This is a genomic window from Chelatococcus sp. YT9, from assembly GCF_018398315.1.
In the GTDB taxonomy this organism is placed as follows: Bacteria; Pseudomonadota; Alphaproteobacteria; order Rhizobiales; family Beijerinckiaceae; genus Chelatococcus.
The window spans coordinates 727,922-741,190 of the sequence record NZ_JAHBRW010000002.1 but is presented as its reverse complement, the minus strand read 5'-3'; the positions used below and the strand labels follow the sequence as shown (position 1 = coordinate 741,190).

Here is a 13,269-nt window from a genome sequence, read left to right as displayed (position 1 = left end):
CCCGTTAGACTCGTCTATCAGACCATCGGTCTATCGCAATAAAGAAAATCATTCTATATGAAGAATTCTTCTTGCCGCCCCTAAGGGTCCTTGCTAGACATTACGTCGGAGGAAACGCGGCCGTCGCCATTGCTGGCCAGATGCCAACTTGCGGCCTGCGCGCGCAAGGGCTTGCCGCCCAAGGGAACATCGTTGATGTCCGTGCTGACTTATCCGCATTACAATCCGGCTTTCCCGCGCGACATGTGGGTGCTGCCTCGCATTCTCGAGCATCAGGCCGAGATCCGTGCCGACAGGCCGTGTCTTTCATGGACGGACGCCGGCGAACCGCTCAGCTTCGCTGAAGCCAATGCAGAAGTGAATAGGCTCGCCCACGGCCTCGCCGCTGCCGGAATCGGTAAAGGCGATATGGTCGTGCTCTATATGCCGAACAGCCTCGAATTCGTGTTGCTGTGGTGGGCGCTACAAAAGCTCGGCGCCGTGGAAGTCCCTGTCGGCGACATCCAAAAGGGCACCTTCCTTGCCCATCAACTCAACCTGTCAAAAGCCGCGACCATCATCACGACAGCACCGCTGCTCCAGCGTTTGGCGGAAGTCGAGGAGAGCGTACCCCATCTCAAGCGCTGCTATCTTCTCGACGAGAACACCACAGACGTCCGCCTGCGGCGTGTGGAGATCCGTTCTGCGGCCGAGCTGAAGACCGATAATACATCCAATCCCGGAATTTATGTTGATCCAAGGGATCTTGCCGCCATCCTCTACACTTCGGGCACGACCGGCATGTCCAAGGGCGTGGAGATGCCGCATTCCCAGTTCTACTTCTTCGCTGAAGAAGATGTACAGCTGGTAGGCCTGACCGATCAGGACGTATACATGACCGGCTTTCCTTTTTTTCATGGGAACGCCCAATTTCTAACTATCTATCCCTGCCTGATCGCTGGCGCGCATTGCGTGCTCTATCCGAAATTCTCGGCCTCCGATTACTTTGGCCGCGCGCGGCGGTGCGGCGCGACCGTGGCGAACCTGCTCGGGGCCACGATGGCGTTTATCTGCGCGACGCCCCCGCAGCCTGAAGAGCGCAACCATCGGCTGCGCACTATCTATGCCGCGCCGTTGGCCTTTGATCTCGCCGAGCAATTCACCGACCGTTTCGGTCCAATCGAATTCGTCGACGGTTTTGGTCAAACCGAGATCTCGAACGTCTTTCAGACACCTCGCGGTGCCAAGCGGCCTGAGGGCGCTTCTGGCGTGCTCATGGATCAGTGGTACGAGGTTCGGATCGCGGACCCCGAAACCGACGAGCCCGTCCCCGAGGGAGAGATCGGCGAGTTGCTGATCCGCCATAAGGTGCCGGGCATTATCTCGAACGGCTATCTCGGCCAGCCCGACAAGACTGTCGAGACCTGGCGCAACCTGTGGTTCCATACCGGTGACGCGCTACGCCGGGATGCCGAGGGCTGGTACTATTTCGTCGATCGCGTGAAAGACGCACTGAGGAGAAGGGGCGAGAATATCTCGTCCTTCGAGGTGGAAAGCGTTATCCGCACTTTCAACGGCGTGGCCGAGGTCGCCGTGATCGGCGTGAAGGCCGATGAGAAAGCCGGCGAGGATGAGGTCAAGGCCTGCATTGTCCTGCGCGCCGGCGCGACACTCGATCACGCCGCACTGATTGCGTGGTGCGACGAGCGCATGGCCGCGCATATGGTGCCCCGCTATATCGAGGTGATGGATAGTCTGCCGCAGACCCCCTCGGAGAAGGTCAAAAAGAAAGAACTGCGTGAACGCGGGATCACGCCCGAAACCTGGGACCGCACCAAAGCTGGTGTGAGCCTTGCCTCGGAAGGAAGGGTATCCCGCCGTGCTTGATGCACCGAATCCCGTCTCCGAGAGCGCCCTGACCTTGCATCGCCAGGATGCGGTTGGGATCATCACCTTGAACCGTCCGCAGCGGATCAACGCGATCAATGAAGAAATCCGCGAAGGCCTGCCCGCGGTATTGGGAGAGCTCGACAACGACCCAGACGTCCGCGCGATTGTTATTCATGGGGGCCGCGGACGCGGTTTCTGCGCAGGCGCCGATATCACCGAACGGCGCGCGCCCATGACACCTGTCGCGACACGACGATGGCTGATGTCCAGCGCCTGGATCGATGCTTTCGACCGCTGCGCTACGCCGGTCATTGCGGCCATTCATGGCTTTTGCATGGGTGGCGGGCTGGAAATCGCGCTCGCCAGCGACATTCGTATCGCTTCCTCCGACGCGGTTTTCTCCCTACCCGAAACGGGATTAGGGCTGATCCCTGGTGCCGGCGGCACGCAGCGGCTCGGGCGCATTCTCGGATTGGGGCGCGCGCTGGATCTCTTGCTGACCGGCAGCAAGGTGGACGCAGCCGAGGCACACCGCATCGGACTTGTCACCCGCCTGTCGGCCGATCCCAAAGCCCTTTTGGACGACGCGCTCGCGCTTGCCGGGCAAATCGCCGCCCGCGCGCCGGCAGCGACGCTCTATGTCAAGGAAGCCGCGCGCGCCGGCGCGGATCTCCATATCTCTGCAGGCATGGCGTTAGAGCGCAGCCTCTTCGCTCTGCTCACAGGAACTGAAGACCGGGCCGAGGCTGCTCGTGCGTTCAGCGAAAAGCGCCCGCCCCGCTTCGTCGGCGAATAAGGCTCAGTACCGAGAGGATTGCCGGTGCCATCAAATGATAAGATAACCGTCGTCGGTGCGGGACAGATGGGCTTGGGCGTTGCCCATGCCTTCGTATCGGCGGGCTATACGACGACTCTCGTCGACATCAGCGAGGATCAGTTAAAGCGGGCGCGCGAGGCAATCCTTCGCATCGTTGAAGAAGGTATTTCTCGCGGGAAAGTCACGCCCGCCGTGCGCGCGACTGTGGAAGCCGGGTTACGTTGCACGACGGATCTCACATCGGCTTGCATGAACTCAGATCTCGTCGTGGAGACCGCGACCGAGGATATCAAGATCAAAATCGACATTCTGCAGAGCGTATCTGCCAATGTCGGTGATAATACGGTTATCGCGACCAATACTTCGGCTTTGTCGATCACCGAGCTTGCCGCATCGGTGGGCCGCCCTGAGCGTGTTATCGGGATGCATTTCTTCAATCCCGTCCACAAGATGAAGCTCTGTGAGATCATCCGTGGGCTGCAAAGTTCCGACGAAACAGTGGCGCGTACGCGCCACTGGGCGGGGCGGGTCGGCAAGACGCACATCCTCGTCAACGAGGCGCCGGGCTTCACCACCAGCCGCATCTCCGCGATGCTCGGCAATGAGGCGATGTGGATGCTGTCAGAAGGCGTCGCCAGCGCGGAGGATATCGACACCTCGCTGCGCATGGCCTTCAACCACCCGATGGGGCCGCTCGAACTCGGCGACCTGACTGGATGGGATACCCGGCTGTCGGTGCTGAAATATCTGCATCAGACGCTCGGCGAAAAATTCCGCCCCTGCCCGCTCATCACGAAAATGGTGCAGGCTGGCCGTTACGGCCGCAAGGTGGGTCATGGCGTCTACAAATACGAACAGGGTGAGAAAGTCGCCGGCTCTGGTTTGAGGCCCTATTGATGCGCAACGTTGTGATCGTAGACGCTGCCCGCACCCCCATCGGGCGCTTTCGCGGCACGCTCGCGTCTGTCCGAGCGGACCATCTCGGAGCCGCGCTGCTGCAAGCGCTGGCAGCGCGCAACGGGTTGGAACCCGCGCGGGTCGACGATGTGATCTTCGGCTGCGTCACGCAGATCGGCGAACAGAGCGCCAATATTGCGCGCACCGCCCTCTTATCCGCAGGCTGGCCGGAGGAGGTGCCCGGCCTCACGGTCGATCGTAAATGCGGCTCGTCGGAAGTTGCGACCCATATGGCCCATGCGATGATCGCTGCCGGGCAGGCTGACATCGTTATCGCTGGTGGCGCGGAGGCGATGAGCCGCGTGCCTATGGGCTCCAACCGCGACATCCATGGCGAACCTTTTGGTCATCACTGGCTCGAGCGCTTCGAGCTGACAGCGCAGGGCGAAGGAGCAGAACGCATCTGTGACCGCTGGGGCTTCACGCGCGACACTCTCGATGACTATGCGATCAGCAGTCATCGCCGCGCCGCCAAAGCCGCTGACAGCTGCCGGTTTGACCGCGAGATCGTACCGATCGACGTCGGGCTTTGGGGCGAACCGGGCACTGCGCCAATCACCCTGGCCGCGGACGAAACCATCCGTCGTGACACCTCGCCCGAGAAGCTCGCGACGTTGAAGACGAGTTTTCGGCCAGATGGGCGCGTGACAGCCGGCAATGCCTCGCAAATCTCCGATGGTGCAGCAGCCTTGTTGCTGATGGAGGAGGGTGTTGCCACACGCCTCAGCCTCAAGCCGCGAGCCCGTATCGTCGCAGCGACAACCGTGGGTTCTGATCCGGAACTGATGCTGACTGGCCCTCTAGCTGCCACCGCCAAAGTCCTGCAGAAGACCGGCCTGGCACTAGACGATATCGATCTGTATGAGGTTAACGAAGCTTTTGCGCCCGTACCGCTGATGTGGCTGGCGGAAACGGGGGCTGATCCGGCGCGGCTGAACGTGAACGGCGGCGCGATCGCCCTCGGCCATCCCCTCGGCGGGAGCGGTGCACGCCTAATGACTACGCTTCTGCACGAGATGGAGCGTCGGGGCGCGCGCTATGGCCTGCAGAGCATGTGCTGCGCCGGCGGGCTCGGCACAGCCACAGTTGTTGAACGGCTGTGAGGAGGGAACATCGATGAGACAGGTTACACTCGGCGCCTCCGGCGTCACCTGTGGAGCACTAGGCCTTGGCTGTATGGGCATGTCCGAGTTCTACGGGGAGCAGGATGATGCCCAATCGCTCAAAACCCTCGACCGCGCTTTGGAACTCGGTATCACACTCTACGATACATCCGACATGTACGGGCGCGGCCATAACGAAGAGCTAGTGGGTCGCTTCGCAAAGGGACGCCGTGATCGCATCGTAATCGCATCAAAGTTCGGAATCATACGGGATCCAAACGGTCCGTCAGGCAGCCTTTACGACCGCGAGCTCGATAATTCGCGGGGTTACATGCGCCGCTGCGTAGAGGCTTCCCTGCAGCGACTTAGAACCGACCATCTCGACCTTTACTACGTCCACCGCATGGATCCGCGACGCCCCATCGAGGAGACGATGAGTGACCTCGCCGATCTGGTCAGGGAAGGCAAGATCCGCGCAATCGGCCTATCTGAAGTCGGCGTCGATATTCTGCGCCGCGCCGCGTCGATCCACCCGGTCGCCGCGCTCCAATCGGAATATTCGCTGTTCCACCGCGATGTCGAGACAGAGGTCCTGCCCGCCTGCCGGGAACTGGGCATTGCGTTCGTGCCCTATAGCCCGCTCGGCCGCGGATTTCTGACAGGCGCGATCACATCCACGTCATCGTTAGCCGGCAACGATCTACGCATCAATGCGCCGCGCTTTCAGGATGGCAACATTGAGAAAAACTTGGCATTGCTTGAGCAGGTGAAAGCTATAGCTTCCGCAAAGACTTGTACGCTTGGGCAAGTCGCGCTGGCCTGGCTGTTCGCGCAAGGAGACGACATCGTGCCTATTCCCGGCACGAAGCGGATCAAATATCTGGAAGAAAATGTCGGCGCCATTTCGCTCCATCTGACCACCGAAGAGGCTGCTTCAATCAGCAACATCTTGTCTTCCGAAGGCATAGCGGGATCACGCGACTGGAAGGCGCCCGCCGCCGACGCGACCTGCCGTTAACCGCTCCTCCCCGAAGACTTGACTGCCCTCAGATAACCCTCATCTGAGGGCAGCCTTTTGTTAAGAGTATTCGCAGCCAACAACCGAAGAAATGTCAGAGCGGCAAGATGCGCGCCGCCTGCTTGGAAAAAGCCTTCAGATCACGCACGATGCCCTCAGCGCGCGCGGGATTGTATTGCCCCGCGAACATATTGGCGGTGACGGCCATAGCAGCATGGCCATTGCGGTCTAGCACCGGTGTGGAAACCAGCACAGTGCCTTGCGCGAAATTGCCATCATCGAGCGCCCACCCAAGCTCCCTCGCCTCCTCGATCTGTTTTCGGAACTCCGCGAAACTCAGCGACTGATCCCAACGAATCGCGTCGAATTGCCGTCGCACTTCGGTGTCCGATAAGGCGGAAAATGCCGCAAAGAGCCTTCCCGTCGCGCCAACGAGGAGCGGCAGGCGCTGGCCGACAGCCATCTGGATCCGAATCGCGTTGTGTGGCTGGGCCGACATGATCAGCACCTTGCGATCCGCGCGGACGGGTTGCCAGAGTGTAACCGTCACGCCGTGCTCCTGAGCGATGCGCTCCATTGCCGGCCGGATCACCCCGAAATCACCGGCGATCGCCGTCGCGGAATAAGCAATTTCCATAAGGCCAAGACTGAGCACGTAGGTCTTGGATAACCGATCGAATTGCACGAAGTCATAAAGCATCAGTGTTCGCAACGTATTGAACGTCGTCGAGGTATTGAGATCAGTTTCCTTGGCAATCCGCGACACGCCCATGGGCTCGCGCGTCTTGGCAAGGAAGCGCAAGATCTTGATTGCCCCTACAACCGCGCCGACCACTTTGCCGGAGCCGATAGCTTCGGCCAATTCAGGGTCTGCCTTTGCACGACGCTTGCGCACGGTCTGCGCGGACTTTTGGATCATTGCAGCCCCCTCCTTCACGTGATCATCTCCTGCCGCTCTTGCGCTATCGTGATCATATCGATCTTTTTCTATGGAGAACAATCATGTCACAATTTTCTTGATTGCCACGGAAAATTTCAAGATGAGAATGATTTTCGCTATCTAGAATTTTCTCCTTGATCGTCCTCGCGCGCCGGGCTAGGTGATCAGGAGTATCCTTTTCGCGAGCATCGGAGCAGCTGATGACCGCTTTTCGTCTCTTTCCCGATCCCGCGTCCCCTGCACCGATCCACGATGCCGCCTCGGCGTTGCGCGCGGAAGTGCGTGCCTTTCTGGACGAAGAACGGGCGCGGGGCGCTATCAGGCCCGGCCGTCAAAGTTGGACGACCTGGGACCGCAGCTTTTCCGAACGTGCTGCCGCACGGGGCTATGTCGGGATGACATTGCCAGTCGCCTACGGCGGCGGCGGCCGCAGCGCCTTAGAGCGTTATGTCGTCTGCGAGGAAATGCTGGCCGCCGGAGCGCCACTAGGTTCCCATTGGATCGCAGACCGTCAGTCCGGGCCCCAGATCCTTCGTCACGGTTCGGATGAGGTGAAACGCGCGATCCTGCCGGAGATTGCAGCAGGGCGCATCACTTTCGGTATCGGCATGAGTGAGCCCGACAGCGGCTCGGACCTCTCCTCCATCCGCACGCGGGCCGACCGTGTGGCAGGAGGTTTTCGTGTCGAGGGACGCAAGGTATGGACCACCAACGCTCAACATGCCGAATTTATTATTTGCCTCTGCCGCACGGAGCCCCGCGGCGATGACCGCTATGCCGGGCTTTCCCAGCTCGTCGTGCCGATGAAGCAACCCGCGATCACGGTGCGGCCCCTGATCAACCTTGCGGGCGAACATGAGCTGAACGAGATCACGTTCGATGGCGCCTTTGTCCCGGAAGACCATCTCCTGGGTTCCGGGGGGGATGGCTGGAAGCTGGTTACCGAAGAGCTTGCTTTTGAGCGGTCCGGTCCGGACAGATTTCTTTCAACATTTACCGTCCTGAGCACCTTGGCCGAGGCACTGCGCGACACGTCTGATCGCCATGGTCTCTTCGAACTCGGTGTCGTGGTTTCCCGCCTCACGGCGATACGGCAACTGTCGTTGCAGATCAACGCACTTCTTGGCCGCGGCGAAGGCACGGGCGCGCTCGCCATGATTATGAAAGACCTTGGCACGGCACTGGAGCAGGACATTCCCGAGATCGCGCGCCGCGTTCTCGACCTACGCCCCTCCATGACGGGTGACCGTGCGGCCGGTGCTTTGGCGACCGCCATCCTTAATGCGCCGTGCTTCTCACTGCGCGGAGGAACACGGGAGATCCTCAAGGGCATCATCGCACGGGAGCTCGGGCTGAGATGACAGAAACCGCACGGCTGCTGGAAGATCTGGCAGACCGACTGTTTTCCCGCGCGCTGGCGGATCCGGCCGCGCGCCACGATACGAAGCTGGCGGCGCGACTCCGCGCCGAGGCGGAGGGGGCCGGGTTGCCGCTTGCGCTCGTGGCGGAAGCGGACGGTGGCATGGGCGGTACGCTGGAGGAAACCTGCGTGATCGCCTGGCGAGCGGGCTATCACGCCGCACCCCTCCCGATTGTGCCGATGCTGCTGTTGCCGACTCTGAGCGGCGCTGCGCCCGAAGCGACGCTCGCGGCGCCGGGGCAGCGAGAGGCCCCTGGCCCGGCTAGCCTCTTGATCACGCCAGAAGCCGATCACCTCACCATCTTTCGCGCGGCGCCCGGTTCCGAAGGGCTTGATGGCAGCCCCTGGGTGAGCGCAACCGGTGCGGAAATTGAGCGCATTTTGCTCCCTGGCGTCGGGCAGCGGCTGGCGGTGCAAGGCGCTTGTTTAACCGCAGCCACGATGTTGGGGGCGATGGCGCGCGTGATGGAAATCACGATCGAATACGCCAATACCCGCAAGCAGTTTGGCAAGCCGCTCAGCAAGTTCCAAGCGCTTCAGCACATGATTGCCGAGGCCGCTTCGGACTATGTCGTCGCACAGGCTGCACTTGGCGGCGCCGTGCAAGCTGCCGATGGGGGATGGCTGCGATCCATCCTATGGCAATCAGCCAAAGTTCAGGCGGGACGGGCCGCGACCGTGGTCGCGGCCGCTGGACATCAGGTCCTGGGTGCCATTGGCTTCACCGAAGAACATGTGTTGCATCACTACACCCGCCGGCTCTGGCTCTGGCGCGATGACTGGGGCCGCCAGGCTACATTAGCTGCGGCCGTAGGCCAGGCCGCGGCCGAAGACGCAAGCGGGCTATGGTCACACCTCGTCGACGACTAGTCGGAAAGATAGCCATGACGGATGAACCTCTTCTAGTCGAACGCGACGGTCCCATCGCGATCGTCACGCTAAATGAGCCAAGATCACGCAACGCGCTGTCCGGCCCGGTTGTCACGGCGCTGCTGGCTTTTCTTGAAAGCGCCAATACTGACGAAAGCCTTGGCTGCATCGTATTGACCGCCACCGGAGAAGGGTTCTGTTCGGGCGGCAATGTGAAGGAGATGCGCGACGGCAGCCACCCAATGTTTGCCGGCAAGCCGCATCAGATGCAGGAAGCATATCGCCGTCACATCCAGCGCATCCCGAAAGCATTCCATGCGCTTGATGTCCCGATTGTCGCCGCCGTCAACGGTGCCGCCATCGGCGCGGGCATGGATCTCGCCTGCATGTGTGACATCCGCCTGGTTTCACCCGAGGCGAGCTTCGCCGAAAGTTTCCTGCGTGTTGGATTGGTTTCCGGCGACGGTGGCGCTTGGTACCTGCCGCGCCTCGTTGGCTTTGCGCGCGCGATAGAACTGGCACTCACCTGTCGCATGCTGACCGCGGATGAGGCGGTGGACTGGGGGATTGCAAGCCGGGTCGTTCCCGCTGATCGCCTCGTAGAGGAAGCCGTTGCAGTCGCGAGGCAGATTACAGCTTTTCCGCCGAAAAGTGTCCGCCTCAACAAGCGCTTGATTCGCCAGTCCTCCGAATTGGGCCTACCTGAGAGCCTGGAGCTGGCCGCCGCATTCCAGGCCATCGTGCAATCGAGTGCCGATCAACGCGAAGCTGTCGCAGCCATTCTCGAGAAGCGCCAGCCAAACTTCATGGGCGATTAAGACCTAAGAGACAGGGTGAGCGGGGTGCGTTCGTTGGCGTCTTCATCATGCTTGCGGTCCTGCTCGGCATGGAGGCCAGCGGCACCTCGCTACTTGCGTTGATGCAGCAGTGCATGGGCACACCAACTTGGCCGTATTCGATCGTGCGATCAATAAATTGCAGGTTGTCCGAACGATGAAGCTGATCGAGGCGCCAACGTTGGCAATTGTCCTGAAGGTCGGCATCATCGAGCCTGACCTGTGACGGCCGGGGCGGAGACCGCGCACCAATCCTGACAGGTCTCGAAAGGCGCCCGCATTCATCGTATCGACCATAACGCGTCGTCATATTGCTGCGTCCTGCACGTGTGACAGAAGTATCTGGAAAATTTGACTAAAAGCGTTGGTACGGCAAGTAATCAAATATGAGGCAGCTCCTTGGCCCGCCAGGGCGCGCGAATGCAACCTGAGCGCGCCATCGCCGCCTGCGGTAAGAAGTAGGAGGCGCGCAAACTCATAAGTGATACTTCCATCACAAATGTGAATCCTTGAGACTCAGTCGATTCCCCAACTGTGGTTGGACGAGAAAGAACTCCCGCGCCAATCTGGCTGCATGATCACACAGCCCTACCGTCTCTGCGTCGAGCGCCACGATCCTTCCCAAAATGTGGCTCGTTTCTATGGGATGGCGATCGAACCGACCCTGCTAGGTGAGGTCTCACTCACGCGGCGTTGGGGCCGCATCGGCTCGCGCGGCCACGCCACCCAGCATAGCTTCGCGTGTGAAGATGATGCGGTCGTAGCGTTTCTCTCTCTTCTGCGGCAGAAGAGACAACGTGGTTATAGACCGCCCGAGAAGTAACCAGCGATCCGTGTAGATCAATTACTCCCCTGGTGGGTATGCACGCTAGGAGCGCGCCATCTGGCGGGAATAGGGTGCCAGGTCGGTCACCCGGGATCGAACCCGGCGACCGGATCCCAGCGTTCACCATGTTCCATGCAAGGCGCGGACGGGATCCGTACATCTCCTCGACAAGCTCAAGATCACGTTCATCGTGTCGTAGGCCGCCGGGCGGCGACGGTCTCGTTGTACGCTCAACGGTATCTTCTCATTCACGCTCATTCCAAAGATTGGCTGGTGATCGCGCTGATCGCGTAGCACCGCTTCCAGGAAGCAGACCTTCAGGCTCTCCCCAAGATAGAGAAAACCGAAACGTTTGGATCGAGGGCGACGCCTCGGATCACTGAAGCGGCTTGGCGTCTTGCCGAAGCCGAGCGGTCGGGGTAGACGCCCGCGTGAATCCGGCCAAATTGCTCTCCGATGGGGCACTTCAACCATGTGAAGATCAGTTCCGGCAAAGCCCTTAGGCGGCGGAAAAGCCAAGGCTACGCTTGAGGCTGCGGAGAGTGTCGGCAGAGACTTTCGGTAAATGGCGAAGGTTCTCCGCGGACACCCCTAATGTCTCCGCTACCGCCCCAATCCGATCTCCCGCCGCCTGGATAGCTCCTGCTGCAGGGTGTGGTCACGACTGAGTTCGGCCACGCGGGCGTGGTTGATGGTGCGTGCGACGGCGACGATCCCCGTCGCTCGCTTTGCGAGTTCCGGATGTTGCTCGAGCATCTTGGCAAAATCGCGCGGATCGGAAGAACCGAAGCGGTGCTCGAGAGCCTCGTGCCTCGCCTCCTCGAGCGCGGCCTTGCTCAGCAGCAAAGGCTTAACCTACGCCGGACAGAGAAGTTCCTCGGCAGAGGACCTCCATAAGAAAACCCCGGCTCCTACTGAAGCCGGTTCCCAATCTCAGCGTTGGGATGACTTGGGACCATTCCTTCGCTGAGAACACGCGCTAGAAATTGGAGGTCCCCGGCCCGCTTTTGCAAGCGGCTGGTGGCCGGGGGATGCTTCAGACGCTGCAAAACTATCTTCAGCACAGACTTAACCTGCGCAGAACGGAGAGTTTCCACGGCGCGCCTTCGAATAAGAAACCCCGGCTCAGGAGGAAACCGGGGTCCACGGCGGCGAGGGTTGCTGGGCGCCCCCTCTGCGCCGAGAGAGTTAGCGAGTATAGATAAAAGTAGCCATGCTCCAGGCTCGCCAAGTGGGAGAACAGGCGGGCCGGGGAAGCTCCGGATGGTGCTGCGATCCAGAGTGCAGGGTTAACAAGCGCCAAGTGGGCATGTTCCCCGATGATTTATCCCCGCGCTTGTCTGTACGTTATCGCTCCATCGACTGACACGTTCGCTTACCGCCAGCCTATGCAATGGGCCGAGCAGCCAGCCTCACGCCAGCACGAAATCGGTGATGGTGGCGGCGCCTAGGCCGGTGAGGACGAAATCGGTGGTGACGGAGAAGGTGGTGTCGCCGTTGACGCTGACGCAGATGACCGGTTGGCCGTCGAGGGTAACGCGGGCGATCGGGCCGTCGGCGAAGACGCTGGCCACCGTCTGGGCGGAGGCGGGGCCGAGTTCGGTGATGGCGGTGGCGGTGAGATAAAGCGGCACGAGGCTGAGCTTGGCGCCATTGTGGACGAAGCCGACCACATTGCCGGTCGGGTTGGAGGCCGCCAGCATCTCGCTGGCGAGCTCAAAGGTCATGAAGCTGGGGAGACCGGTGATGTTGTAGGTCTTGGCGCGGGCGAGGACGTCAGCATAGGTGCCGAGCGTCGCATCGAGCGGCGCGGCGGCACCCAGGCGTCGATCTGGGCCTTGGCTGCAGTGACCGAAGCTGGCGTGGCATCGACGCTGTTCAGGATCGACTGCTGCCAGGAGAAGGCAGGCGCGGCGCCGGCCGCCAGGAACTTCTCCGCGAAATAGACGCCGACCTCGGTGCGGTTGGCGAGCACGGCGCCGTCCGTACCCCCGACCGCAAGGAGCGCGAGCAGCACAGGGGCGATGCCATTGGCCTGCAGCTCATTGGCCCAGAAGGTCTGGCCGGCCGCATCGGGAATGCGGTCGTAGAGGTGGACATAGAGCGAGGCGATGAAGATATGGGCGTTGGTGAGGGTCGGGCTATCGATCCAGGGGTTGAGAGCCTTGGCCTCGGGCGTGGCCGCCCAGGCATTGATGAAGGCGGTCTCGGTCATGGTGGGATAGAGGTAGACCCACCAGGCATAGTCGTTCGGCTCCGGCGCCCGCCCGAGGAAGGCATTGTACATCTGCGCGGTGAAGGATTGGGCGGGCATACGTATTGTCCCCAACTTCTATCTAAGCTCTTTGAAATAATGCCAGTACTCTGGATCTATGTATTCTACAATATTAATTACAGAAGATAGGTATTTTAATATATATTTTTGCTCGTCGTCCATGATTAGTTTGGATTGATGTGCGCCCCAGAGCAGCATTTCTAGAGCAAGCGCATATTCATCGTGATCTGAATAATGCTGCGATTCTCGAATTGATTGCTCCGGAATCTTGTTGATCAAGGTTCCGCGAAGCCGATCTATCGCTTGATCTGAGTTTTCGAAATCCTTCATTTCTAAAC

General features: G+C 60.6%; 14 protein-coding genes. 9 read left to right on the top strand and 5 right to left on the bottom strand.

The annotated features are described in order from the left end of the window. The first annotated feature begins 195 nt into the window (after positions 1–195). Genes KIO76_RS23465 through KIO76_RS23445 form a run of 5 tightly spaced genes read left to right on the top strand, consistent with a single transcriptional unit; the run spans position 196 to position 5,764 of the window. Complete coding sequence (locus tag KIO76_RS23465) at positions 196–1,866, top strand: AMP-binding protein (protein ID WP_213326002.1); 1,671 nt, start codon at positions 196–198, stop codon at positions 1,864–1,866. Then, complete coding sequence (locus tag KIO76_RS23460) at positions 1,859–2,665, top strand: enoyl-CoA hydratase/isomerase family protein (RefSeq protein ID WP_213326001.1); 807 nt, start codon at positions 1,859–1,861, stop codon at positions 2,663–2,665. Before KIO76_RS23465 ends, KIO76_RS23460 begins: the two co-directional genes overlap by 8 nt. 24 nt (positions 2,666–2,689) lie before the next feature. Continuing rightward, entirely contained in the window at positions 2,690–3,583 is an 894-nt protein-coding gene (locus tag KIO76_RS23455) for a 3-hydroxyacyl-CoA dehydrogenase (RefSeq protein ID WP_213326000.1), read from the top strand. Next, positions 3,583–4,746, top strand: a complete 1,164-nt coding sequence (locus KIO76_RS23450; RefSeq protein WP_213325999.1) for a thiolase family protein — start codon at positions 3,583–3,585, stop codon at positions 4,744–4,746. Before KIO76_RS23455 ends, KIO76_RS23450 begins: the two co-directional genes overlap by 1 nt. 13 nt (positions 4,747–4,759) lie before the next feature. Beyond that, positions 4,760–5,764 (top strand): aldo/keto reductase, encoded by a 1,005-nt coding sequence (locus KIO76_RS23445; RefSeq protein ID WP_213325998.1) that lies wholly within the window; start codon positions 4,760–4,762, stop codon positions 5,762–5,764. A gap of 94 nt (positions 5,765–5,858) precedes the next feature. Here the strand turns inward: KIO76_RS23445 and KIO76_RS23440 are convergent, their stop codons facing one another. After that, positions 5,859–6,683, bottom strand: coding sequence for an IclR family transcriptional regulator (locus KIO76_RS23440; RefSeq protein WP_213325997.1), 825 nt, complete (start codon positions 6,681–6,683; stop codon positions 5,859–5,861). Positions 6,684–6,904: 221 nt separating this feature from the next. Here KIO76_RS23440 and KIO76_RS23435 point away from each other — a divergent pair, with 221 nt between their 5' ends. The 4 genes from KIO76_RS23435 to KIO76_RS23420 all read left to right on the top strand — a co-directional run bounded on the left by KIO76_RS23435 (position 6,905) and on the right by KIO76_RS23420 (position 10,653). Next, positions 6,905–8,065: an acyl-CoA dehydrogenase family protein gene (locus KIO76_RS23435; RefSeq protein ID WP_213325996.1), complete on the top strand. Its 1,161-nt coding sequence runs from the start codon at positions 6,905–6,907 to the stop codon at positions 8,063–8,065. After that, entirely contained in the window at positions 8,062–8,994 is a 933-nt protein-coding gene (locus KIO76_RS23430) for an acyl-CoA dehydrogenase family protein (protein ID WP_213325995.1), read from the top strand. The genes KIO76_RS23435 and KIO76_RS23430 overlap by 4 nt, the downstream gene beginning before the upstream one ends. 14 nt (positions 8,995–9,008) lie before the next feature. Further along, complete coding sequence (locus KIO76_RS23425) at positions 9,009–9,812, top strand: enoyl-CoA hydratase-related protein (RefSeq protein WP_213325994.1); 804 nt, start codon at positions 9,009–9,011, stop codon at positions 9,810–9,812. Positions 9,813–10,404: 592 nt separating this feature from the next. Beyond that, the gene (locus KIO76_RS23420; RefSeq protein WP_213325993.1) at positions 10,405–10,653 is read left to right on the top strand and encodes a WGR domain-containing protein; all 249 of its coding nucleotides are present in this window, start codon (positions 10,405–10,407) and stop codon (positions 10,651–10,653) included. Between the two features lie 606 nt (positions 10,654–11,259). On the opposite strand, the gene KIO76_RS23410 is transcribed toward KIO76_RS23420, so the two are convergent. The 4 genes from KIO76_RS23410 to KIO76_RS23395 all read right to left on the bottom strand — a co-directional run bounded on the left by KIO76_RS23410 (position 11,260) and on the right by KIO76_RS23395 (position 13,261). Continuing rightward, the gene (locus KIO76_RS23410) at positions 11,260–11,502 is read right to left on the bottom strand and encodes a hypothetical protein (RefSeq protein WP_249730012.1); all 243 of its coding nucleotides are present in this window, start codon (positions 11,500–11,502) and stop codon (positions 11,260–11,262) included. A gap of 566 nt (positions 11,503–12,068) precedes the next feature. After that, on the bottom strand, positions 12,069–12,383 hold the full coding sequence (locus KIO76_RS23405; protein WP_213325992.1) for a hypothetical protein: 315 nt from the start codon (positions 12,381–12,383) through the stop codon (positions 12,069–12,071). After that, complete coding sequence (locus tag KIO76_RS23400) at positions 12,380–12,970, bottom strand: DUF4214 domain-containing protein (protein WP_213325991.1); 591 nt, start codon at positions 12,968–12,970, stop codon at positions 12,380–12,382. Before KIO76_RS23400 ends, KIO76_RS23405 begins: the two co-directional genes overlap by 4 nt. A gap of 18 nt (positions 12,971–12,988) precedes the next feature. Then, a complete protein-coding gene (locus KIO76_RS23395; RefSeq protein WP_213325990.1) occupies positions 12,989–13,261 on the bottom strand; it encodes a hypothetical protein in 273 nt (90 codons plus the stop codon). Between the last annotated feature and the right edge of the window lie 8 nt (positions 13,262–13,269).